Here is a 22,412-nt window from a genome sequence, read left to right on the forward strand (position 1 = left end):
CCGTCATGAGAACCCTTCGTTTGGCGCCAACTCGGTGGGCCTTGTTGGGCGGCGTCTCGCTGCTCGCTGCCTGCGCCGTAGGCCCCGACTACAAGGCGCCCGAGCCGGCACCGGCCGCGGTCGAGCATGCCGATCCCGCAACCTATGCCAAGACCGCGGCCGACGCCCGATGGTGGCACGCGTTCGAGGATCCGGAGCTCGATTCGCTCGTGACACGCGCGCTCGCCGGCAACCTCGACCTGCGCGCCGCGGTCGCCCGGGTGCGCGAATCCCGCGCCCTCTTCGACGACCGGCGGCTCGACCAGTTCCCGCGCGTCACCAGCTCGGGCGGCTATACCCGGTCCTATGAGCAAACACCGGGCTTCGGCACCAAGCGCGCCAACGTGGAGAGCGCCGACCTCGGCTTCGACGCGGCTTGGGAGATCGATCTGTTCGGCCATGTCCAGCGCAGCGTCGAGGCGGCGGACGCCGACGCCGGTGCGGCAGAGGCGGACGCGCGTGATGCAGAAGTCACGGTCGCGGCCGAGGTCGCGCGCAATTACTTCGAGCTGCGCGGCGCCCAGCTGCGCCGGACCGTGGCGGAACGCAATGCCGAGACCCAGCGCGACACGCTGAAGCTGACGGAGACGCGCGTCGCGGTCGGCCGCGGCGATCCGACCGACGTCGAGAGCGCCAAGGCGCGGCTTGCCGCGATCGAGGCGACGATCCCGAGTTTTACGACCGACGAGACACGGGCCATGGCGCGGCTCGCCGTGCTGATCGGCGAGCGGCCGGGTACCATCGACCAGGAGCTGGCACCGCGCACCGAGCCGCCGAAGCCGCTGGTGAAGCCGCTGCCGATCGGCGACGCGAGCAATTTCTTGCGCCGCCGACCGGACGTGCAGGCGGCCGAACGGCGGCTCGCGGCCGAGACCGCGCGCGTCGGCGTCGCCACGGCCGATCTCTTCCCGCGCGTCACGGTCACGGGCTTCGTCGGCCTGCTGTCGGGCGACGTGTCGCATCTCTTCACCCACGGCGCCGGCGCCTATGCGGTGTCACCGACCGTGACCTGGCCGGCGTTCGACCTCGGCGGCGCCCACGCCCGGCTGCGCGCGGAGGAGGCGCGCTCGGACGCAACGCTCGCCGCCTATGACCAGACCGTGCTGCGCGCCATCGAGGATCTGGAGACGGCGCTCGAGGCCTATCGCCAGCAGCAGGCGCAGATCGGCAAGCTTGTCGACCAGGTGACGGCGTCGCGCCGGGCGGCCGAGCTCGCGCGCATCCGCTACCAGGAGGGCACGGCCGACTTCCTGGTGCTGCTCGACGCCCAGCGCACCCAATTGCAAGCGGAAGATGCGCTGACTGCGGCCGAGACTAGTGCCAATACCGACATCGTCGCCATCTATAAGGCCTTGGGCGGCAGCTGGGCCTGAGGAGACCCGGCTGCCGGCTTAACAGAAGAGAGGAAACGCCATGTCCTTCACACTCTACGACGCCTCGATCCCGGTCATGCTGCGCTCGCTCGGCCAATTGGCCTCGCTGCTCGAAAAAGCGGCCGCCCATGCCGAGGAGCGCAAGATCGATCCGTCGATCTTCGTCAACGCGCGGCTCGCCCCCGACATGTATCCGCTGGCGCGCCAGGTCCAGTCGGCGAGCGATGCAGCCAAGGCCTGCGCGGCACGCCTCGCGGGCCTGGAGAACCCGAGCTTCCCGGACACGGAGACGACCTTCCCCGAGCTGCAGGAGCGCATCGCCAAGACCGTGACGTTCCTGAAGAGCGTCGATCCGGCCCTGATCGCGGGGCAGGAGGGGCGTGAGATCGTCATGAAGCGCTCCTCGGGCGACATTCACTTCACGGGCGCCAGCTACGTGCAGGGCATGGCGCTGCCGAACTTCTTCTTCCACGTGGTGACGGCCTACGACATCCTGCGCCACAACGGGCTCGCGATCGGCAAGCTCGACTATCTCGGCCGTCCGTAACGCTCAGCTTCAGCTCTCGGTCTGGCGCCGCGCCTCGGTTGCGAGCGGCGCCAGGTCCGGGCCGCCCGAGCCGGCGACCAGGCTGTAGCCGAGGCCGGCCTTGGACCAGGCGAAGCCGCGGATCGGGCCCTCCGAATGGGCGGCGAGCGGCGCGTTGCGGTCGATCGCCATCGGGCGGGCCAAGAGGGCGAGCCGCGTGCCGTGGTCGTCGTCATAGAGGAACAGCGCGGCCGGCCCGTGCGGCGTCGGCACCAGCCGCCCGCCCATGAAGCGGTAACCGGATGCGGCCAGGTCCGGCACGGCGACCGGATGCTGCAGCCGTTCCGAGACCCAATGGACGAGCTCGCCGCGGTCGGCCGCCTTGAGCTCGACCGGCCGGATATGATCGGCCGCATAGACCGTGTAGCTGTCGGCCGCTTCCGCGGCGAGCGAGGCGATGCCGGCCGCGGTCCGGTCGGGACTGTGCGGCAGCAGCCAGCCGCCGACGCCGCCCACCACGAGCAATGCGATCGCAGCGGCCATCGACTGCCAGGACGACCGCCAGGGCCGCGCCGTCGGATGGCGGCGTGCCTCGATCAGGCGCGCGAGGCTGAGTTCCGGCGGGATCGGTTCCTCGGCATGAGAGGCGAGTGCCGCGCGCAGCGCCTCGCGCTGCGCGCCGTAGCCGGCGATCCGCTCTGCCTCGGCTGGATGGCGGGCGAGATAATCCTCGACCTCAGCTTGCCGAGCGGCGTCGAGCCGCCGGTCGACATAAGCGTGCAGATCTTCTTCGGTGATCGGGCGGCCGGTCGTCATTTCACTCTCCACAACGTCGGGCGCTCAGGCTTCGTCGGTTGGTCTCGGTTCGTCGGTTGGTGTCGGTTTGTCGGTTGGTCTCGGGCGCCGGCATCGGGTGCCATTGCGCGTGCCAGCTTCTCGCGTGCCCGCGCCAAGCGCGACATCACCGTGCCGATCGGGATGTCGAGCACCCGTGCTGTCTCGGCATAGGACAGGTCCTCAACCGACACCAGCAGCAGCACGCTGCGCTGTTCCTCGGGCAGGGTGCCGAGCGCGTTCAGCAGGTCGCGATGCTGCAGGCCGGCCTCCTGGGTTGGCGGGCGCGCCACCACGGTCTCGCTGACCTCGTCGAGCTCGACATGCCGGCCACGGCGGGCCGATTGGCGCAGCTGGCTGATCGCCAGATTGTGCAGGATCGTGAAGAGCCAGGTCTTGACGTCGCCGTCGCCGCGCCGCTGGTGCCAACGGGTGATGGCACGCTCCAGGCAGTCCTGCAGCAGGTCGTCGGCCGCGGCCCGCTCGCCGAGAAGCGAGCGAGCGTAGCGGCGGAGCGCCGGGATCAGCGGCTCGACCAGCAGCATCATGTCGTTCATGGCGCGCCTGCCCTTTGAGAACAGTCTGGCGGAAGCCGCCCGGCATCGCATCCTTTATCAGGATGCCGCTGCCGGGCGGCTCCGGTTACTGGACCTGGACCTGGACCGGCTTGCCGGCCTCGGCCGCGGTGCCGGCGGCGATGACCAGATAGCGGCGCTCGGCCTTGCGGTCGTCCTGCACCACCTGGCGGATTGGCCCGATCGCGTTCACGATCGCCGCACCCGCCGGGTTGGTCATGAACGAGGCCAAGGGCTCGAGCTTGCCGCCGCCGTCGGCGCGCGACGACAGCGCCAGGACATAAGGATGCTTCGGCTCAAGCCCGGTCGCCGATGCCTGCAGCACCTGGACCAGGCCCTGGTCGAACAGCGACACGCTGGTCGGCGCGGTGCCGGCCGCCTTACCGCCCGGCGCAAGAGCCAGATGCGTCGACTGGCCGGCCAGCCCAAGCGGCGTCAGGTTCTGCAGCCCGTCGCCCTCCGGCACTGCGTTCGGCACATAGACGACCGCCTGTGGCGCCTGGCCGATCGGGATGGTCGCGATCACCTTGTTGGTGAGCGTGTCGATCGCGGCGAAGGCGTCGGCGTTCTCGAGCCCGACATAGACGCGCGTGCCGTCGCCCGACGGCCAGATGCCGTGCGGCAGCTGGCCGACCGGAATGGTTGCGACCTGGCTGAAATCGCTGGTCTTGAACACTTTGACCTGGTTGAGCCCGCCGATCGTGACATAGGCGAAGGTGCCGTTGGCGTTATGGACGATGTTGACGTGGTTGGTGATCGGGCCGGTGTCGATCGAGGTCAAGAGGTTGAACGGGGGCTTGGCGTTGAACACCTCGGTCTTGCCGACGTCCTTGAGCGTGAACCAGACCTGGTTGCCGTCCGGCGTCGCCGCGATGTTCGGGCAGAACGGGCTGTCCTGCTTGACCCGCGCCACGATCTGGTGATCGGCGACCGTGACCACATCGGTCTCGGGATTGAACGAGGAGCAGATGTAGCCGTACTTGCCGTCGGGCGAGAAGATCTGCATGCCAGGGCCGGCCGGCACCGTGATGCGGCTCTTCTCCTCATAGGTCTGGCCGTCGAGCACCGCGATGTAGTTCTCGCCGCGCACGGTGACCCAGACCTCCTTGCCGTCGGGCGTGAAGAACGCCTCGTGCGGCGAGCGGCCGACATATGTCACGTGCTTCACCGCATTGGTCGCCGTGTCGATGAAGGTGACGGAGTTGGAGCCGATCGAGACCACGGCCAACGTCTTGTGGTCGGGCGAGAAGCCCATGCCGTGCACCAGCACCTGGCCCTTGTAGAGCGGGCTGAAATTGCCGGGCGATGGGTCGCCGAGCTTGATCACGCCCAGCGTCTTGTTGTCGACCGGGTCGACGACCGAGACCGTGTTGGAGAATTGCTCGGCCGCATAGACGCGGTCCTTGTGGCTGATCGCCACGTCCGGCGTGTCGGCGGCTTCGGGGGCCTGACCGGCCCAAGCCGGGGTGAGCGCGGTCGCGGCCAGGAGCGCCGCCGAGAGAAGTATGTGTTTCACGGGTCAGTGTTCCTTGTGCAGGGGCGTAGCGGGAGACTTCGGGGTCTGGTCGGGAGAAGCTGCGGACGGCGGCAGCGGCTGGCCGAGCGCGATGGCCATGGCCGCGATTTCCTGCTGCTGCTCGACGACGATTTCCTGGGCGATGCGGCGCAACTGCTCGTTATGGCCATAGCGCAGCTCCGCCTGGGCCATGTCGATGGCGCCCTGGTGGTGCGGCGTCATCATGGCGACGAAGTCCTTGTCGATATCGCCCGTCGGCTTCGCGTCCATCCCGGCCATCATCTTGTCCATGGCCGTGGCATTCTCGGCCAGGAACGGCTTCTCGCCCGGATCGGCGGCGAGCGCGGGTGCCGCGACGCCGATCAGTGCCAAGACGGCAAGGGTTTTCGAGGGGAAGAACTGCATGGTGCCTCCAGGACGGCAAAGGTGCCGTCGTGGAGGTGGGACGCCGCGGCCGGAAGGTTATTCCGGAACCGGCGAAAATTTTCCGGAAGCCATGCTGGACGATTTCCGATCGTCGGCATATGCTTGGCATATGCTAAGGAGATCGGGATGGCCACCGAGCGTCACGTCAAGCTGTTCAAGAACGGCCGCAATCAGGCGGTAAGGATTCCGCGCGAATTCGAGCTGCCTGGCGAGGACGCGGTCATGCGCAGGGAAGGCGACCGGCTCATCATCGAGCCCACGCCGCCGAAATCGCTTTTGGCCGTGCTGGCGACGCTCCCGCCGCTCGACGAGGAGTTTCCGCCGATCGCCGATCCCCTTCCAGGGCCGGTCGAGCTTTGACGCGCTATCTGTTCGACACCAACATCGTCTCCGACCTTGTTCGTCATCCGCAGGGCCGCATCGCCGACCAGATTCGCAAGGTCGGCGAGACACGGGTCTGCACCAGCATCATTGTCGCGTCGGAACTCCAGTACGGCGCCGCTAAAAAAGCTTCGCCGCGACTTACTGCCCAGCTGGAAGCGGTGCTGGGCAGCCTCGATATTCTGCCTTTTGAAGCGCCGGCTGACCGATTCTACGGGATGGCCCGCGCGCGCCTCGAGCAGCTTGGCCGACCGATCGGCGGGAATGATTTGCTCATTGCCGCCCAGGCGATGGCGCTCGGCTATACGATCGTGACCGATAACGTGAGCGAGTTCACGCGCATAGAGGGCCTCGCCTGCGAAAACTGGCTGAGATCTGTCTGATCGAGGAGTGACGCCGGCCTTGCCGCCGGCGCCCCCGTCAGATGTGGATCGCGTGCCCGAGCGCCTTCAGCGCCCCCTCGTGGAACGCCTCGCTCAAGGTCGGGTGAGCGTGGATCGTGCCGGCGAGGTCCTCCAGGACCGCGCCCATCTCGAGCGCCAGCGAGAATTCGCCTGACAGTTCCGAAACCTGGGAGCCCACGGCCTGGATGCCGATCACGCGATGATCGGCCTTGCGCGCGACGACGCGGACGAAGCCACCTTCCTTCTCCGCCTCGAGCGAGAGCGCCCGGCCGTTCGCCCCATAGGGGAACTGGCCGGTGACGATCTCGATGCCCTGCGCCTCCGCCTCGGCCGGCGCCAGGCCGATGCTGACGATCTCGGGATCCGTGAAGCACACCGCCGGGATGCCGGCCGGCGTGAAGTGGCGCCGGTGGCCGGCGATGATCTCGGCCACCATCTCGCCTTGCGCCGAGGCCTTGTGCGCCAGCATCGGCTCGCCGACCAGGTCGCCGATCGCCCAGACATTGCGCATGGACGTGCGGCATTGGTCGTCGACCTTGACGAAACGGCCGTCCATGTCGACCGCCATGGTCTCGAGCCCCCAGCCCTCGGTCCGCGGCTTGCGGCCGACCGTGACCAGCACGTTGTCCGCGGCGATCGTGAATTCCGCGCCGTCCTGGCCCTTGACGCGCACGGCACCCGAGGCGTCGAGGCCAAGCGCGCTGGCGCTCAGATGCACGGTGACGCCGGCCTTCTCCAGCCAATGGCGCACGGGGGTCGCGAGCTGCTCGTCATAGAGCGGCAGGATGCGGTCCAGCGCCTCCACGACGGTGACCTCGGACCCGAGCTTGCGGAAGGCCGTGCCGAGCTCGAGCCCGATATAGCCGGCGCCGATCACGACCAGCCGCTCCGGCAGCGCGTCGAGCGACAGCGCCTCGGTCGAGGAGATGATCTTGCCGCCGAACGGCAGGATCGGCAGCTCGACCGGCACCGAGCCCTGGGCCAGGATGACGTGGTCGGCCGTGATCGTGACCGGGCCGTCCTTGGTCTCGACCGTGCAGGTCTTGCCGTCGGAGAAGGTCGCCCAGCCGGCGACGACCTTGACCTTGGCGCGCTTCAGGAGCGCCGTGACGCCGCCGTTGAGCTTCGCCGTGATGCCGTCCTTCCAGCGCACGGTCTGGCCCAGGTCGAGCGTCGGCGGGCTCGACAGCTTGATGCCGAGCGAGCCCGCATCGCCCGCCGCCTTCGTCATATGGGCGAACTTGTCGGCGGCATGGATCAAGGCCTTGGACGGGATGCAGCCGCGGATGAGGCAGGTGCCGCCGAGCGTGTCGCCCTCGACCAGAATGGTTTCCAGGCCAAGCTGGCCGGCACGGATGGCCGCGACATAGCCGCCCGGCCCGCCGCCCACGACCAGGACATGGGTCTTCAAACTCTCGGTCATTCGTCAATCCATGAACAGGGTGGCGGGCTGCTCCAGGAGCCCGCGGATGCGCTGGATGAACTCGGCCGCGTCCCAGCCGTCGACCACGCGATGGTCGAAGGACGAGGAGAGATTCATCATCTTGCGCACGACGATCTGGCCGCCGCGCACCATCGGGCGCTCGACGATCTTGTTGACGCCGACGATCGCCACTTCCGGCCGGTTGATGACCGGCGTCGAGACGATGCCGCCCATGGGCCCGAGGCTGGTGATCGTGATGGTCGAGCCCGAGAGCTCCTCGCGCGTCGCCTTGCCGTCGCGCGCGGCGGTCGCGAGACGCGCGATCTCGGCCGCCGCCTGCCACAGGTCGAGCGCCTCGGCATGGGCGACGACGGGCACGACGAGCCCGCTCGGCGTCTGGGTCGCGATGCCGGCATGAACCGCGGCATGGCGATGCACCACGCCTGCGTCGTCGTCGAAGCGCGCGTTGATCTGCGGGAAATCCGGCAACGCCTTCACCATCGCGCGCAGCAGGAACGGCAGCAGCGTCAGCTTCGGCCGGTCCTTCTTCTCGCCGTTCAGATGCTGGCGCAGCTCCTCGAGCGCCGTCACGTCGACTTCCTCGACGTAGGAGAAATGCGGGATGCGGCGCTTCGCCTCCTGCATCTTCTCGGCGATCTTGCGTCTGAGCCCGATGACCTTGATCTCCTCGACGCCATCGCGCGTCAGCGCCCGGGCCTGGACGGATCCGACCGCCGTCGTGCCGCCGGCGGCGACGAAGGCGTCGAGGTCCGCATGGGTGATGCGGCCGGCCGGGCCGGTGCCGGGCACGAACTGCAGCTCGATGCCGAGGTCCCAGGCGCGCTGGCGCACCGCCGGCGAGGCCTGCGGCTTGTCGCCGGCGAGACGCGTCGCAAACGCCGGCGTGACGGCGGCCGGCGCCGTCGGCACAGGTGGCGAGACGAGGGTGAGGGCGGGCCGCGGTGCCGGCTCCGACGCCTTGGCCGCGACGGGCGCCTGTGGGGCTGAGGGCGCGGCGGCAGGGGCGGGCGCCACCGCAGGAACGGACGCCGGCTTCGGCGCCTCGGCCTTGGCGTTGCCGACGCCGTCGATCTCGAATTCGATCAGCGTCGAGCCGACCGGGCGCATCTGGCCGGCATCGCCGTGCAGCACCAGGATCTTGCCGGCAACCGGCGAAGAGATCTCGACCACGGCCTTGTCGGTCATGATGTCGACCAGATGCTGGTCTTCCGTGACCAAGTCGCCGACCTTGACGTGCCAGGCGGCAATCTCCGCCTCGGCGGTGCCTTCGCCCACGTCGGGCAGCTTGAAGCTATAAAGTCCCATGGTGCTCAGGCCTCCACTGCCTGGCGCAAGGCTTCGGCCACGCGCTTCGGCCCCGGGAAATATTCCCACTCGAACGCATGCGGATAGGGCGTGTCCCAGCCGGTCACGCGCTGGACCGGCGCTTCCAGGTGATAGAAGCAATGCTCCTGCACGACGGCCGAGAGCTCGCCGCCGAAGCCGCCGATGCGGGTCGCCTCGTGGACCACGACGCAGCGGCCGGTCTTCTTGACCGAATCGACGATCGTGTCGAGGTCGAGTGGGTTGAGCGTGCGCAAGTCGATCACCTCGGCATCGACGCCCGAGTCCTCGGCGGCGGCAAGCGCCACATGGACCATGGTGCCGTAGGCGAGCACGGTCACGGCATCGCCCGGGCGCACGACGTTCGCCTGCCCGAGCGGGATCGTGTAATAGCCGTCCGGCACGTCGCTCGCCGGATGCTTCGCCCAGGGCGTCACCGGCCGCTCGTGATGGCCGTCGAACGGGCCGTTGTAGATGCGCTTCGGCTCGAAGAACATGACCGGATCATCGTCCTCGATCGCCGCGATCAGCAGGCCCTTGGCGTCGTACGGCGTCGACGGGATGACGGTCTTCAGGCCCGCGACATGGGTGAAGATCGCCTCAGGGCTCTGGCTGTGCGTCTGGCCCCCGAAGATGCCGCCGCCATAGGGCGCCCGCACGGTCAAGGGCGCCGTGAAATCGCCGGCCGAGCGGTAGCGCAGCCGCGCTGCCTCCGAGATCAGCTGGTCGGTCGCCGGATAGATATAGTCGGCGAACTGGATCTCGACGACGGGGCGCAAGCCATAGGCGCCCATGCCGACCGCCGTCGCGACGATGCCGGCCTCGGCGATCGGCGAGTCGAACACACGCCGCTTGCCGTATTTCTGCTGCAGTCCCTCGGTGCAGCGGAACACGCCGCCGAAGAAGCCCACGTCCTCGCCGAAGACAAGCACGTCAGGGTCACGCTCCAGCATGATGTCCATGGCCGAGCGCAGCGCCTGGATCATGTTCATGGCCGGCATGGCTTATACCCCCGTCTGCTGGCGCTGGCGCCGAAGATGCGGCGGCATTTCCTTGAACACATCCTCGAACATGGTCGAGGCCGAAACGGTCGGACCGGTGCCGAGCGTGCCGTAGCTCTCGGCCTCCTTGTTGGCCGCGCGCACGGACTGGGTCAGCTCCTCGACGAGCGCCTCGTGCTCGGCATCGGTCCAGGCGCCGAGCGCCGTCAGATGCCGCCTCAGACGTTCGACGGGATCGCCCAGGGGCCAGCACTTGCTCTCGTCGGCCGGGCGATAGCGGCTCGGATCATCGCTCGTCGAATGGGCAGACGCGCGATAGGTGAAGAGCTCGATGAGCGTCGGCCCCAGGTTGGCGCGCGCCCGCTCGGCGGCCCATTCGGTCGCGGCATAGACCGCGAGGAAGTCGTTGCCGTCGACGCGCAGGCCTGGCAGGCCGAAGCCCACCGCGCGGGCCGCGAAGGTCGTGAGCTCGCCGCCGGCGAAACCCTGGAAGCTCGAAATCGCCCACTGGTTGTTGACGATGTTGAGGATGACGGGCGCCCGATAGACCCCGGCGAAGGTCAGCGCATGGTGGAAATCGCCCTCGGACGTCGAGCCGTCGCCGATCCAGGCGGCGGCGATGCGATGGTCGCCCTTGTAGGCCGATGCCATGGCCCAGCCGACAGCCTGCGGGAACTGCGTGCCGAGATTGCCGGAGATCGAGAAGAACCCCGCCTCCTTCGACGAATACATGACCGGCAGCTGCCGGCCTTTGAGCCGGTCGCGCGAGTTCGAATAGATCTGGCACATCATGTCGACGAGCGACCAGTCGCGCGCGATCAGGAGACCCTGCTGGCGATATGTGGGGAAGCACATGTCGGCGCGGTCGAGCGCCATCGCCTGGGCGACGCCGATCGCCTCCTCGCCGGTGCAGGTCATGTAGAACGAGGTCTTGCCCTGGCGCTGGGCGCGCTGCATGCGGTCGTCGTAGATGCGCGTCAGCACCATGTAGCGCAGACCGCGCTTCAGCGTCTCCGGATCGAGCTTCGGGTTCCACGGACCGACGGCCTGGCCGGCCTCGTCGAGCACGCGGATCAGGTCGTAGACCAGCGGATGGGTGTCGCGCGCGTTGGCGTGGGTATCCGGCCGCGGCGCCGCACCCGCCGCCGGCAGTCGCATGTCGCTGAAATCCGGGTGGTCGCCGGGCCGGAACTTCGGCTCCGGGATATGCAGCGCCAGCGGCATCTCGTTCTTCATCAGGTTCCTCCCGCGCGAGCGCAGCCGGCCGATGCCCGCCGCAGCTGCGAAAGCAGGAATTCTACCCTAAACCAGTCGGCTAAACCTTCTTTTGTGGGCGCCTATAGGCGGGACCGTCGGATAATTGTCCTCGTGAACTGGCATTTTCGCAGTATCATATTTTTGTGCGATGCAGCGGAGGGCTCTGGACCGATGGACAAGCGGGAGATCGACGAGACCGATCGCAAGATCCTGCGCATCCTGCGCGACGATGCACGGCTCACCACGGCGCAGCTGGCCGAGGCGGTCGGCCTGTCGCCGACGCCCTGCTGGAACCGCATGAAGCGGCTGGAGCGCGACGGCTTCATCGAGGGCTATGTGGCGCTCTTGAACCAGGAGAAGCTGGGTTATCCCGACATCGCCATCGTCGAGGTGACGCTCGACCACCATGACGAGGAGACGCTCGACCATTTCGGCACGCTGCTCACGGCCTATCCGGAGGTGCTGGAGGCCTATCTCACCACCGGCGAATACGACTACCTGATCAAGGTCGCGGTCGAAGGCACGTCCGGCTACGAGAAATTCCTGCGCGAGCGGCTCTATCGCCTGCCCGGCATCCGGCACAGCCGCACGTCCTTCACCTTGAAGTGCCTGAAGCGGATGGTCTCGGTCCTGCCGTGAGCGCCAATTCTCGCCAGCAGATCGACATGCCCGCGGAGGTAGTTGTCGGCGACGGTGGGAAGGCCTAGAGTTGGAGCGTCAGGGAACTCATGGCTGGTGGAACCCGACCTATTCTCAATCTTGCGTTCACCAATCCGGGGCCAAGCTCGATCCCGTGACCGGTCGTACCGAAACCGGTAAATCAGGACGCTGATCAAGCCATGCCGACGAATATTCTTCTGCTCGACGACAGCAAGGTTGCCCGCATGGCGACGCGGCGGATCATTGCCGAGGCGCTGCCGGACGCGGTCGTGGTCGATACCGGCGACCTTGCCGAGGTGTTCGACCTCGTCGCGGGCACGCCGTTCGATCTCGTGCTGATCGACTACAACATGCCCGGCGAAAACGGCCTGAGCCTGGCCGAACGCCTGTCGGCGCGCCATCCGGGGCTGCGCATGGCGCTCTTGACCGCCAACATCCAGGAGTCGGTGATCCAGCGGGCCCGGTCCATGGGCCTGGCATTCCTGCCGAAGCCGCTGCGGCCCGATGCGGTCCGTGACGCCTTGAAGTGACGGGGGCCGCCGTGGTCGTAGAACTTTCAGCGCTGGAGCGCGATGCGGTCACGGAGATCCTGAATATCGGCGTCGGCCGCGCGGCTGCCTCGCTCAGCCTGATGGTCAGGGACGAGATCCAGCTGTCGGTGCCGTCGGCGGAACTGCTCTATGGCGAGGCGGCGCGCCTGCGGCTCAGCCTGACCGCCGACCGGATGGTCGCGGTGCGCGAGGCGTTCCGCGGCCTCTTGTCGGGCTCGGCCGCCCTCCTGTTCCCGCAGTCCAAGAGCCTCGATCTGGTGCGCATGGTGCTGGACGAGGACTTGACGGCGGAGGAGGTGACGGAGCTCGAGCAGGAGGCGCTGGTCGAAATCGGCAATGTCATCCTGAACGGCTGCCTCTCCAGCATCGCCGATGCGCTCGTCGGCGAGATCGAGACCTCGATCCCGGTCCTGCTGCATGCGGACCTGGCCACCATCCTGCCGCAGGCGGCGGGCTGCGAGCCGGTGCTGCTGGTGTTGACCATCGATTTCACCATCCGGTCGCGCGACATCCAGGGCCATATCGTGTTCCTGATGGACATGCAGGCGGCCGGCATCTTCCAGCGATTGATCGCCGACTACATAACGTCCATCGCCTGAGCCGATCGCCATGGCAGCCGATCTTTCCGACCTTTCGCCCCTCGTCGATCTGGTCGATCTCGGCGTCATGCTGATCGGCGAGGACCGGCGGGTCACGTTCTGGAACGACTGGCTCGCCGTCCGGTCCGGCGTACCGGCGCCGGCCGCCTGCGGCCGGCCGCTCGCGGCACTCTTTCCGGAGCTCGCCCGGTCCCGGCTCGAGCACACGATCGAGGCGGCGCTCAAGTCCGGCCAGTCGGCGGTGCTCTCTCGCCAGCTCAACCCATCGCTCCTGCCGCTCCGCAATGCCGCGGGCCAGCCGATCGTCCAGGCGGTGATCGTGCGCCAGGTCGTGCTCGCCGGGAGCCCGTTCTGCCTCATCCAGGTGCGCGACGAGACGGCGGCGGCCACCCGCGAGCGGCTCTTGCGCGAGAACCAGCGCCAATTGTCCGAGGCGCGCGAGGCGGCGGACCGAGCCAATCGGGCCAAGAGCGAATTCCTCGCCAACATGAGCCACGAGATCCGCACGCCGATGAACGCGGTCGTGGGCTTGACCCACTTGCTGCTCGACGGCGGCACCCGGGCGCTGCAGCAGGATTATCTCGACAAGATCCGCCATTCCGCCGAATCGCTGCTGGCGATCATCAACGAGATCCTGGATTTCTCGAAGATCGAGGCCGGGCAGCTGGTGCTCGATTGTGCGCCGGTCGATCTCGACCAGGTCATTGCCGTGGCGCTCGACCTGGCGGCGGTCAGGGCCGATGAAAAGCAGCTCGAGCTGCTGGTCGAGACCCGGCCCGAGGTGCCGCGTATGGTGCTGGGCGACGGCCTGCGCCTCAGCCAGATTCTGAACAATCTGCTGAGCAACGCGACGAAATTCACCGACGAGGGCGAGATCGTGCTGACCGTCGAGCGCGTGCCCGTCGAACATCTGTCCGTCGAGCGTCAGCCGGGGCCGGACGATCGCATCCGCCTCCGGTTCGGCGTTGCGGACACCGGCATCGGGCTCGACGCCGAGGCTCAGGCGCGGTTGTTCCGGCCGTTCGTGCAGGCCGATGGCTCGACGACGCGCCGGTTCGGCGGCACGGGGCTCGGGCTCGCGATCAGCAAGCGGCTCGTGGCGCTCATGGGCGGCGAGATCGGCGTCGAAAGCGCGCCTGGCGAGGGCAGCCTGTTCTGGTTCACGGCCGAGTTCGGCCGGGCCGACGAGGCGGCGGCACCGGCCCGGCCCAAGTACCGGGCAAGCGCGCTTGTCGCGGTGGCCCAGCCGACAGCCCGCAGCATTCTCGGTCGGACGCTCGCAACCCTGGGGCTCCCCGTCCGCAGTGTCGAGGACGGTTTCACCGCGGTCGAAGCGCTCATCGACGCGGCGTCGGCCGGCCGGCCCCATGATCTCCTGATCATCGACGGGCTGGCGCCGCGGATAGACGGGTTGGAAGCGGCAGGCTGGATCCGCGCCCGGCCGGAGATCGCGTCGACCCGCATCCTGGTATTGTCCACAGCCTTCGGCCGCGACCTGTATCAGGCGGCCTTGCAGAGCGGGCTTATCGACGGGCTGCTGGTGAAGCCGGTTGACCGTGCAGCCTTGGCGCTGCAGGTCGCCCAGGCGCTGACCCGGCGCCTGGCGCCGGTGCCGGTGGCAGTACCCGAGCCGGTCGCGGCGGCGGCGCCCGAGCGCGGCCGCGTCCTGCTGGTCGAAGACAACGAGATCAACCAACTGGTCGCGGGCGAGACGTTGCGCCGGGCCGGCTTCACGGTCGAGATCGCCGCCAACGGCCAGGAGGCCTTTGACGCGGCGACGCGCGCCGGCGCCGATTTCGTCGCCGTGCTGATGGACCTTCAGATGCCGGTGATGGACGGGTACGAGGCGACGCGGCGCATCCGTGCCCATGGTGCGGCCCACGGCGCGGCCGGTGACCTGCCGATCATCGCCGTCACCGCCCATGCGCTCGCCAACGAACGGGAGAAATGCCTGGCGGCGGGCATGACCGACTTCCTGTCCAAGCCGTTCGATCCAGGTGAGCTCATCGCGATCGTCGAACGGCGCAGCGAGGCCCGGGCGGGGGCGGCTTAATCGGCGACAAGGGTAAATTCCGTCCAAGACGGCGACCCATGGCGGCCCTATTCTGCCCCGCACACAACGGCCGGGGGAGGGCATGACAACCGACAGTGAAGACCGGACAGCGCGCCGCGGCGCGCGCGCACCGGCGCCGGCCTTCATCATGGTGACGGTCGGCCTCGACGTGCTGGCGCTCGGCCTCATCATCCCGGTCCTGCCGCGCCTGGTCGTCGATTTCCTCGGCGGCGACACGGAGCAGGGGGCGGAGATCCTCGGCCTGTTCGGCACGGTCTGGGCGCTCATGCAGTTCCTGGCCGGGCCGGTGCTGGGCTCGCTCTCCGATCGGGTCGGACGGCGGCCGGTCATCCTGCTTTCGAATGTCGGTCTCGGCCTCGATTATGTGCTGATGGCGCTGGCGCCGAACTTGTCGTGGCTGTTCGTCGGCCGGATCATCTCCGGCATCACGGGCGCCAGCATCACGACCAGCTTCGCCTATATCGCCGACGTGACGCCGGCCGAAGGGCGGCCCAAGGCATACGGCATGCTGGGCGCGGCCTTCGGCATCGGCTTCATCGTGGGACCGGCGATCGGCGGGCTGCTCGGCAATTTCGACCCGCGCCTGCCGTTCTGGTGCGCCGCCGGCTTCAGCCTCTTGAACGCGGCCTATGGCTGGTTCGTGCTGCCCGAATCGCTGCCGCGCGACCGCCGCGCCGGCTTCTCCTGGCGGCGCGCCAATCCGGTGGGGGCGCTCGCCCTGCTCCGGAGCCGGCCGGGGCTCCTGGGCTTGGCCGGGATCAGTTTCCTGTTCAATCTCGCGCACGAATCGCTGCCAGCCGCCTTCGTGCTCTATGCGACCTACCGCTATCACTGGGACAAGGGCATGATCGGGCTGACACTCGCCGGGGTCGGCGTCTGCTCGGCGGTCGTCCAGGGCGGCCTTATCGGCCCGATCGTCGGCCGGTTGGGCGCGCCGCGTGCCCTGGTCCTGGGACTTGTCGCAGGCGCCGTCGGCTTCGCGATCTACGGGCTTGCGGAGACCGGTCCTCTGTTCTGGGTCGGCATGCCGGTCATGGCGTTCTGGGGCGTCGCGGGTGCTGCCCTCCAGGGCATCGCCAGCACCGAGGTCGACCCGACGGAACAGGGGCAGCTGCAGGGCGCCCTGCAAAGCGTCCGCGGCATCGCCGGCCTGATCGGTCCTGGGCTCTACACGCTTGCCTTCGCCTATGCCATCGGCGCCGGTGCCGATTGGCACCAGCCGGGCCTGCCCTATCTGATCGCCGCCCTGTGCCTCGTCGCAGCCCTCGGGCTCGCCGGCGCCACCGTCCGGCGGCGGCGGGCGATCGAGGCTACTTGATGAAGCCCATGGCGCGCGGCAGGGCGAGCGTCATGTCCGGCACGAAGGCCAGCACAAGCAGGCAGGCGAGCATCAACAGCAGGTATTTCGCGATCGGCCGCGCGGTCTGCTCGATCGGCACGCCGCCGACGGCGCAGCTCGTGTAGAGCCCGAGGCCGAGCGGCGGGGCGAAGAGGCCGATGCCCATGGCGACGATAAGCACGATGCCGTAGTGCAGCGGGTCGAAGCCGAACTTCTGCGCGACCGGCAGCAAGAGCGGACCGAAGATGATGAGCGCCGGCGCGCCTTCGAGCGCCGCCCCCATGACGATCAAGAGTGCGATCGTCACCAGCATGAAGACCCAGCCGCCGCCGCCGTGGCTGAGCGCGATCAGCACGTGGGCCAGGCCCTGCGGCACCTGATCGATGGTCAGCACGAAGGCCACGGTCTGGGACGCGGCGACCACGAACAGGATCATGCCGCTCAAGGTCGCGGCACCGACGAACAGGTGCGCAATCTTGGCGAGCGTCAGCTCGCGGAACATCAGCGCGCCGACGGCGATCGCATAGAAGACGGCGAAGGCGGCGACCTCGGTCGCCGTCGCGAAGCCCGAACGATAACCGCCGAAAATGATGACGATCACGCCCAGGCTGACAATGCCGCTCCAGACGAGTTGCCGGAGCGTGCGGCCCGTGGGTTCGAGCGGCGCCGGCTTCGCCTTCGACGACATGACGAGCACGCCGCCGATGAGGGCGGCCGCCATGAAGGCCGCCGGCACCAGGCCGGCCGCGAACAGCCCGCCGATCGAGATGTTCGCGACATAGCCGAGGATGATCATGTTGATGCAGGGCGGGATGGTCTCGGCCATGATGGCGCTCGCGGCCAGCAATGCCACCCCGTCGGCCGGGTCCTGGTTCGACCGGCGCATGGCCGGGATCATGACCGTGCCGACCGCCGTCACGTCGGCGAGCTTCGAGCCGGAGATGCCGGAGAACAGCACCATGCTCAAGACGGTCACGATGCCGAGACCGCCCGGCCGCTCGCCGACCATGCGGCGCAAGAGCTCGATCAGGCGGACCGACATGCCGTTCACTTCCATGGCGAGGCCGGTCAGGACGAAGAACGGGATCGCCAGCAGCACGAAATTGTCGATGCCGGCCGCCGCCTGCTGGGCGAAGACGGCGAGCGGAATGGTGCCGTCGGTCGCAAGGAAGGCGAGCGCGCCCAGGCACAGCGCGAAGGCGATCGGCACCCCGCCGGCGAGGCACAGCGCGAACGCGATGAGCAGCACCGCAAGCGGGCTCGGTGCGAAGTCCGGCAGATAGACTTCCCAGGCGAGGAGCCCAGCCACGAGCAGGATCAGGCCGGCCAGCGCCAGCGCGCGCGGCCGGTTCGGGCACTCGAAGAGATGGCCGGCCGCGAACAGGCTCATGGCCGCGCCGCCCAATACCATCGGATAGATGAACAGGTTCTGCGGCAAGCCGTAGGGCGTGATCTGGCCCAAGGCGGTGCGGCTGTAGTCCCAGGCGTACCAGGTGAGCGCCAGGGCCACCGCGAAAATCACCCAGAGCCCGGCCGCCTCGACCAGCGCACGCCCGTCGGGGCTCAAGCGCGACAAGAGGGCCTGGATGCCGACGTGACGGCGCTCGGCCAAGGCGGCGGCCCCGCCGGTGAAGGCGAGCAGGACCAGGAGCCCGCGCGCCACCTCGTCGCCCCATTGCAGCGGGTCGTGGAACACGTAGCGATAGATCACCGACAGGCAGACCACGACCAGGTCGGCGAAGAGCGTGAGGGCGGCGATCGCCTCGACCAGCCGTCGCAGGGCCAGAAGGCCGGTCTGCACGAACTGCACAGCCGGGGAGGCCGGCGTCGTCGCCACCACCCGCGCATCGGTTTCCACCAGCATGTCCGCGCCGCCGCTCAGCTCTCGCCGATCGCGTCGAGGATCGGCTTGGTGCTGGGGTATTGCGTGGCGAACTCGTTCCACAGCGGCAGCACCAGCGCGCGGTAGGCGGCGCGGTCGGCCTCGACCGTCGCAACACCATTGTTCTTGAGCGTCGCGAACGCGGCGGTCTCGATCTCGGCCGCCTTGCCGCGCTGATACCTGGTCGCTTCGGCGGCCGCCTCCTTGAACGGGCCCTGCAGATTGGCCGGGATCTTCTTCAGCGCGCGCTGGCTGATGATCGCGGTCTGCGGGTTGTAGATGTGCCGGGTGAGCGTGATCTGCTTCGCGACCTCGTACCATTTCAAGGCGAGCACGGTCGGTGCGTCGTGCTCGGCACCGTCGATGACGCCGGTCTGCAGCCCGGTATAGACCTCGCCCAGCGACATGGGCGTTGGCGCGGCTCCCATCGCCTTCAAGGTCGCGACGAAGTTCGGCACCGGCAGCACGCGGATCTTCATGCCCTTGAGCTCGGCGGGCGTGGGCGCTGGTGCCCGCGCCGTCACGTTGCGGCCGCCGAAGCTGACGGCCCAGGCGAGCACCTCGACGCCGGCCTTGTCGGCGAAGATCTTGTTGAGCGCCTGGCCGGCTGGCCCGTCGAGCTTGGTGCCGCTCGCCTCGAGCGTCGGGAACAGGAAGCCCAGGTCGAGCACGCCGACCTCGGGCGCAACCGTCGCCCAGATCGACGAGCCCGAGATCATCATGTCGACGATGCCGAGCTTCACCTGGCCAACGATGTCGGCCTCCTTGCCCAGCTGATTGTCCGGGAAATAATTGACCATGATCTGGTCGCCGACCTTGGCCTTCAGGTTCTTGGCGAATTGGTCGTACCAGACCCAGTGGGCCGAATTGGGGTCCGACGGCAGCGACGACGACATGCGCAACGTGACCGGTGCTGCAAAGGCCGGGCGCGACAGCATCGGCATGGCGAGACCTGTGCCGGCGAGCGCGGCCGCGCCGAGGCCGAACCGGCGGCGCGTGAAGCGGGTGTCACCCATCGAACCCTCCCTGGAATCGTCCCGGTGCTCGGGATTTGTATGGTTATCGTACAACTATTCGACCACAGGGCGAGGAGCGCGTCAATGGCCTCGGCGAATTCAACCGCCGAAGCGGTTGGCCGGCAGGCCGCGGACGCGGAGATCGAGCGAGAACAGGCCGCCGGCTTCGGCCGCGTCGCCGGTCTCGCGCCAATTGTTGCTGCCGAGCGAGGTGACATAGCCGGTCGCAAACTCCGGCCCGCCGAACGCGAGCTTGGTCGGCCGCTTGACCGGCATGCGCACGACCCGGTCGATGGCGCCGTCGGGCGTGAAGCGCACCAGTTCGCCGCCGGTGATGCCAGCCATCCAGTAGCAGCCCTCGGCGTCGACCGCACCGCCGTCGGGCCGGCCGGCCAGGCTGCGCGTGTCGCAGAACAGCCGGCGAGGGCCCGGCGTCCCGGTCTCCGGGTCATAGTCAGCGACCCAGATGGTGCGCACCGCCGCCGTCGAATCGGAGAAATAGAAGCGCCTTCCGTCCGGGCTGAACGCCATGCCGTTGATCGTCCAAAACCCGTCCATCTGCTTCGTGCAGGTGCCGTCCGGGTCGAGTCGGTAGACGGCGCCGGTCGGCTGGATGCCGTGCTTGTGCATGCGCATGGTGCCGGCCCAGAACCGGCCGCGCGTATCGCACGTGCCGTCGTTGAAGCGGTTCTCCGGAATGTCCCCCTCCGGATCGATGAGCCGGTCGAGCGTGCCGGTCACGGGATCGAAGAAGGCGAAGCCGGTCTTGAGCGCCAGCACCAGGCCGCCGGTTGCGCGCAGCGCCAGGCAGCCGATCTCCTCGCCCAGGTTCCACTGCCGGTCCGCGCCGCTGGCCGGGTCGAAGCGATGCAGCAGGAAGCCGTCGATGTCGACCCACCACAATACCTGCTCGCGCTCGCACCAGACCGGGCTCTCGCCAACCAGGGCATGGGCGTCGAGGACGAGGCGGGCAACGAGATCGGACATGGGCGGGCATCCTCGGCGAACGGTGGAAGCGCCGAACAGGTAACAGCAGCGGACGGGGGATGGCAATTTGCCATGTTATCATACAAGATGAGGATCTCGTTCCGGCTGATGGAACAACGAGGACATAATGACCAAGAGTCCACCGGCCTTCACCCCGTTGACCATGCCGCAGAGCCGCACGGCCCAACTGGTCGAGCAACTGGGCGGCGACATCCGGGCCGGCCGCTACAAGCCGGCGGAACGGCTGCCGACCGAGCAGGAACTGATGGCCCGCTTCGAGGTGAGCCGGACCGTCGTGCGCGAGGCGGTCGCGAGCCTCAAGGCCGAAGGGCTGGTCGTGACGCGCCAGGGCTCCGGCGCCTTCGTGGCGCAGAACCCGACCGGCAAGCCGTTCCGCATCGTGTCCGACGATTTGCGTTCGATCACCGAAATCCTGAACGTCCTGCAGCTGCGCCTGGCGGTCGAGGTCGAGGCAGCGGGTCTGGCGGCGACCGCGCGGACGGGTGTCATGCTCGAGGACATGAGCCGATGCCTCGATCGGATCGACGAAGCGGTCGAGGCCGGCAGCTTCGCGATCGAGGTCGACTATGAGTTCCACCTGGCGATCGCGCGCGCGACCGGCAATCCCTATTTCGAGCGCTTCATGCGCTTTCTCGGCACCGTACTGATCCCGCGCCAGACCGTGCGGGCCGGCATGGACGATCCACGCGCCCGGCGCGACTACCTGGCCCAGGTCCAGGCTGAGCACCGGGCGATCTTCGCCGCGATCGCTGTCGGCGATCCGGAGGCCGCCCGGCGTGCCGCCCGCGCCCATCTCGAAGCGAGCCGCGAGCGCTACCGGACCATGGTACGCGACGCGGTCTGATCACCAACTTAGCGGAGTTAACAATTGTCGGAGATCACCGGCCAGACCCGGCTTTACGCCATCATGGGCGAACCGGTCGCCCAGGTGCGCGCACCCATGGTGTTCAACCGGCTGTTCGCCGAGGCCGGGCTCGATGCGCGCATGGTCGCGTTCCAGGTCGGCCCGGCCGATCTCGCGGCGGCGCTCGACGGTTTCCATCGCCTGGCCAATCTCGACGGGCTGATCGTGACCGTGCCGCACAAGATCGCGATCCTGCCGCTCCTGGCGGAATTGGCCCCGATGGCGGCGCGCTCGGGTGCCGTCAACCTCATCAAGCGCCGGGCGGAAGGCGGCTGGATCGGCGAGATGGTCGACGGCCTGGGCTTCGCCGAGGGTCTGCGCACGGCCGGCCACGATGTCGCCGATCAGCATGTGCTGCTGGTCGGCGCCGGCGGCGCCGGGGCGGCGATCGCGTTTGCGCTGGCGGAGCACCGCTGCGGCGAGATCACGGTGTTCGACGTTGACCCGGCGCGGGCGGAAGCGCTCGTCGCCCGGCTCCGCACCGACGGCCGGCCGGCCCGCGTCGCAGCCTCGTCCGATCCGGCGGGCTTTCCGATCGCGATCAACGCGACGCCGCTCGGCATGCGGCCGGACGATCCGCTGCCGTTCGATGTGACGCGCGTCGATCCCGAGGCACTCGTTGCCGAAGTCATCATGAAGCCGCGCGAGACGCGGCTTCTCACGCTCGCCCGGGCCCAGGGCAACCCGGTCGTGCTGGGCGAGCGCATGCTCGACTACCAGGCGCCGTTCGTGCTCGATTTCTTCGCCATTCCGCGGCCGTAAGTACGCTCTACCGCGCAAGCGGGAGAGGGTAAGGGGCCCAGGGCCGGCGCCGCTCAAACCGCCGGCGGCTTCGGCAGCTTTTCGGCGATGCCCATCATCCGCTCACGCCGCTCGAGCTCGGCCCAGATAACCGCGGGCTCGATGTCGAGATGGGCCCAGAGCACGGCCAGGTGATAGAGCAGGTCGCAGCTCTCCATGACGACGCCGTGGCGGTTGCCGAGGGCGGCGTCGATCGCCACCTCCACGGCCTCCTCGCCCAGCTTCTGGGCGATCTTGGGCGTGCCGGTCGCAAGCAGCTTGGCGGTCCGCGACGCGCCGGCGGCAGCCCCTTTGAGCGCGTGCACGGCGGCATAGAGCCGGTCGATCGGATCGCTCATCGCGAGGCCTCCAAGGGTCGAACTCGTCCTGGGGTTAGTAGGGTCGGAGCGGGCTCGCGTCGCAAGACGGATCAATCAAGCGATTGGTCTAGCGATCCGGCAGGCGAGTGCCACGCGGCTGGTAAAAGCGACATCGGATTC

The 22,412-nt window shown here is 68.4% G+C and carries 23 protein-coding genes; 11 read left to right on the forward strand and 12 right to left on the reverse strand.

The annotated features are described in order from the left end of the window. Positions 1-5: 5 nt before the first annotated feature. On the forward strand, positions 6-1,412 hold the full coding sequence (locus IEY58_RS10870; protein ID WP_189045550.1) for an efflux transporter outer membrane subunit: 1,407 nt from the start codon (positions 6-8) through the stop codon (positions 1,410-1,412). A 40-nt stretch (positions 1,413-1,452) separates the two neighbouring features. After that, complete coding sequence (locus tag IEY58_RS10875) at positions 1,453-1,959, forward strand: DUF1993 domain-containing protein (RefSeq protein ID WP_189045552.1); 507 nt, start codon at positions 1,453-1,455, stop codon at positions 1,957-1,959. 9 nt (positions 1,960-1,968) lie between these two features. On the opposite strand, the gene IEY58_RS10880 is transcribed toward IEY58_RS10875, so the two are convergent. The 4 genes from IEY58_RS10880 to IEY58_RS10895 all read right to left on the reverse strand — a co-directional run bounded on the left by IEY58_RS10880 (position 1,969) and on the right by IEY58_RS10895 (position 5,268). Continuing rightward, positions 1,969-2,754 carry an anti-sigma factor family protein gene (locus IEY58_RS10880; protein WP_189045554.1) on the reverse strand — a complete coding sequence of 262 codons (786 nt, stop codon included), beginning with the start codon at positions 2,752-2,754 and terminating at the stop codon, positions 1,969-1,971. Next, a complete protein-coding gene (locus IEY58_RS10885; protein WP_189045556.1) occupies positions 2,751-3,329 on the reverse strand; it encodes an RNA polymerase sigma factor in 579 nt (192 codons plus the stop codon). Before IEY58_RS10885 ends, IEY58_RS10880 begins: the two co-directional genes overlap by 4 nt. An 85-nt stretch (positions 3,330-3,414) precedes the next feature. Further along, the gene (locus tag IEY58_RS10890; RefSeq protein WP_189045558.1) at positions 3,415-4,863 is read right to left on the reverse strand and encodes a YncE family protein; all 1,449 of its coding nucleotides are present in this window, start codon (positions 4,861-4,863) and stop codon (positions 3,415-3,417) included. Between the two features lie 3 nt (positions 4,864-4,866). Next, positions 4,867-5,268: a DUF305 domain-containing protein gene (locus IEY58_RS10895; RefSeq protein ID WP_189045560.1), complete on the reverse strand. Its 402-nt coding sequence runs from the start codon at positions 5,266-5,268 to the stop codon at positions 4,867-4,869. 147 nt (positions 5,269-5,415) lie between these two features. On the opposite strand from IEY58_RS10895, the gene IEY58_RS10900 reads away from it, so the two are divergent. Continuing rightward, on the forward strand, positions 5,416-5,649 hold the full coding sequence (locus IEY58_RS10900) for an antitoxin (protein ID WP_189045562.1): 234 nt from the start codon (positions 5,416-5,418) through the stop codon (positions 5,647-5,649). Next, complete coding sequence (locus IEY58_RS10905) at positions 5,646-6,053, forward strand: type II toxin-antitoxin system VapC family toxin (protein WP_189045564.1); 408 nt, start codon at positions 5,646-5,648, stop codon at positions 6,051-6,053. The genes IEY58_RS10900 and IEY58_RS10905 overlap by 4 nt, the downstream gene beginning before the upstream one ends. Before the next feature lie 37 nt (positions 6,054-6,090). Here the strand turns inward: IEY58_RS10905 and lpdA are convergent, their stop codons facing one another. Genes lpdA through IEY58_RS10925 form a run of 4 tightly spaced genes read right to left on the reverse strand, consistent with a single transcriptional unit; the run spans position 6,091 to position 11,078 of the window. Continuing rightward, positions 6,091-7,497 carry a dihydrolipoyl dehydrogenase gene (gene lpdA, locus IEY58_RS10910; protein ID WP_189045566.1) on the reverse strand — a complete coding sequence of 469 codons (1,407 nt, stop codon included), beginning with the start codon at positions 7,495-7,497 and terminating at the stop codon, positions 6,091-6,093. 3 nt (positions 7,498-7,500) lie between these two features. Next, positions 7,501-8,823 carry a dihydrolipoamide acetyltransferase family protein gene (locus IEY58_RS10915; RefSeq protein ID WP_189045568.1) on the reverse strand — a complete coding sequence of 441 codons (1,323 nt, stop codon included), beginning with the start codon at positions 8,821-8,823 and terminating at the stop codon, positions 7,501-7,503. A gap of 5 nt (positions 8,824-8,828) precedes the next feature. Next, entirely contained in the window at positions 8,829-9,842 is a 1,014-nt protein-coding gene (locus tag IEY58_RS10920) for an alpha-ketoacid dehydrogenase subunit beta (protein ID WP_229743651.1), read from the reverse strand. A 3-nt stretch (positions 9,843-9,845) separates the two neighbouring features. Beyond that, positions 9,846-11,078, reverse strand: coding sequence for a thiamine pyrophosphate-dependent enzyme (locus IEY58_RS10925; protein WP_189045570.1), 1,233 nt, complete (start codon positions 11,076-11,078; stop codon positions 9,846-9,848). Positions 11,079-11,270: 192 nt separating this feature from the next. Between IEY58_RS10925 and IEY58_RS10930 the strand changes: the two genes are divergently transcribed. The 5 genes from IEY58_RS10930 (at position 11,271) to IEY58_RS10950 (ending at position 16,301) form a co-directional block, all read left to right on the forward strand. After that, positions 11,271-11,738 carry an Lrp/AsnC family transcriptional regulator gene (locus tag IEY58_RS10930; RefSeq protein WP_189045572.1) on the forward strand — a complete coding sequence of 156 codons (468 nt, stop codon included), beginning with the start codon at positions 11,271-11,273 and terminating at the stop codon, positions 11,736-11,738. 200 nt (positions 11,739-11,938) lie between these two features. After that, positions 11,939-12,289, forward strand: a complete 351-nt coding sequence (locus IEY58_RS10935; RefSeq protein WP_189045574.1) for a response regulator transcription factor — start codon at positions 11,939-11,941, stop codon at positions 12,287-12,289. An 11-nt stretch (positions 12,290-12,300) separates the two neighbouring features. Continuing rightward, entirely contained in the window at positions 12,301-12,909 is a 609-nt protein-coding gene (locus tag IEY58_RS10940) for a chemotaxis protein CheX (RefSeq protein ID WP_189045576.1), read from the forward strand. Positions 12,910-12,919: 10 nt separating this feature from the next. Then, a complete protein-coding gene (locus IEY58_RS10945) occupies positions 12,920-14,962 on the forward strand; it encodes a response regulator (protein WP_189045577.1) in 2,043 nt (680 codons plus the stop codon). A gap of 82 nt (positions 14,963-15,044) precedes the next feature. After that, the gene (locus IEY58_RS10950; RefSeq protein ID WP_189045579.1) at positions 15,045-16,301 is read left to right on the forward strand and encodes a TCR/Tet family MFS transporter; all 1,257 of its coding nucleotides are present in this window, start codon (positions 15,045-15,047) and stop codon (positions 16,299-16,301) included. Here the strand turns inward: IEY58_RS10950 and IEY58_RS10955 are convergent. The 3 genes from IEY58_RS10955 to IEY58_RS10965 form a co-directional block, all read right to left on the reverse strand. Further along, the gene (locus tag IEY58_RS10955) at positions 16,294-18,186 is read right to left on the reverse strand and encodes a TRAP transporter large permease (protein WP_189045581.1); all 1,893 of its coding nucleotides are present in this window, start codon (positions 18,184-18,186) and stop codon (positions 16,294-16,296) included. The two genes, IEY58_RS10950 and IEY58_RS10955, sit on opposite strands and share 8 nt — an antisense overlap. 14 nt (positions 18,187-18,200) lie before the next feature. Then, the gene (locus IEY58_RS10960; protein ID WP_189045583.1) at positions 18,201-19,220 is read right to left on the reverse strand and encodes a TRAP transporter substrate-binding protein; all 1,020 of its coding nucleotides are present in this window, start codon (positions 19,218-19,220) and stop codon (positions 18,201-18,203) included. A gap of 99 nt (positions 19,221-19,319) precedes the next feature. Then, a complete protein-coding gene (locus tag IEY58_RS10965) occupies positions 19,320-20,207 on the reverse strand; it encodes an SMP-30/gluconolactonase/LRE family protein (protein WP_189045585.1) in 888 nt (295 codons plus the stop codon). A 127-nt stretch (positions 20,208-20,334) separates the two neighbouring features. On the opposite strand from IEY58_RS10965, the gene IEY58_RS10970 reads away from it, so the two are divergent. Both IEY58_RS10970 and IEY58_RS10975 read left to right on the forward strand, forming a co-directional pair. Beyond that, positions 20,335-21,072 carry a FadR/GntR family transcriptional regulator gene (locus IEY58_RS10970; protein ID WP_189045587.1) on the forward strand — a complete coding sequence of 246 codons (738 nt, stop codon included), beginning with the start codon at positions 20,335-20,337 and terminating at the stop codon, positions 21,070-21,072. Between the two features lie 24 nt (positions 21,073-21,096). After that, positions 21,097-21,894, forward strand: coding sequence for a shikimate dehydrogenase family protein (locus IEY58_RS10975; RefSeq protein WP_189045589.1), 798 nt, complete (start codon positions 21,097-21,099; stop codon positions 21,892-21,894). Positions 21,895-21,947: 53 nt separating this feature from the next. On the opposite strand, the gene hisE is transcribed toward IEY58_RS10975, so the two are convergent. Continuing rightward, positions 21,948-22,271: a phosphoribosyl-ATP diphosphatase gene (hisE, locus tag IEY58_RS10980; RefSeq protein WP_189045591.1), complete on the reverse strand. Its 324-nt coding sequence runs from the start codon at positions 22,269-22,271 to the stop codon at positions 21,948-21,950. Positions 22,272-22,412 lie beyond the last annotated feature (141 nt).

Origin of the sequence: Aliidongia dinghuensis (genome assembly GCF_014643535.1) — a bacterium.
Taxonomy (GTDB): Bacteria; Pseudomonadota; Alphaproteobacteria; order ATCC43930; family CGMCC-115725; genus Aliidongia; species Aliidongia dinghuensis.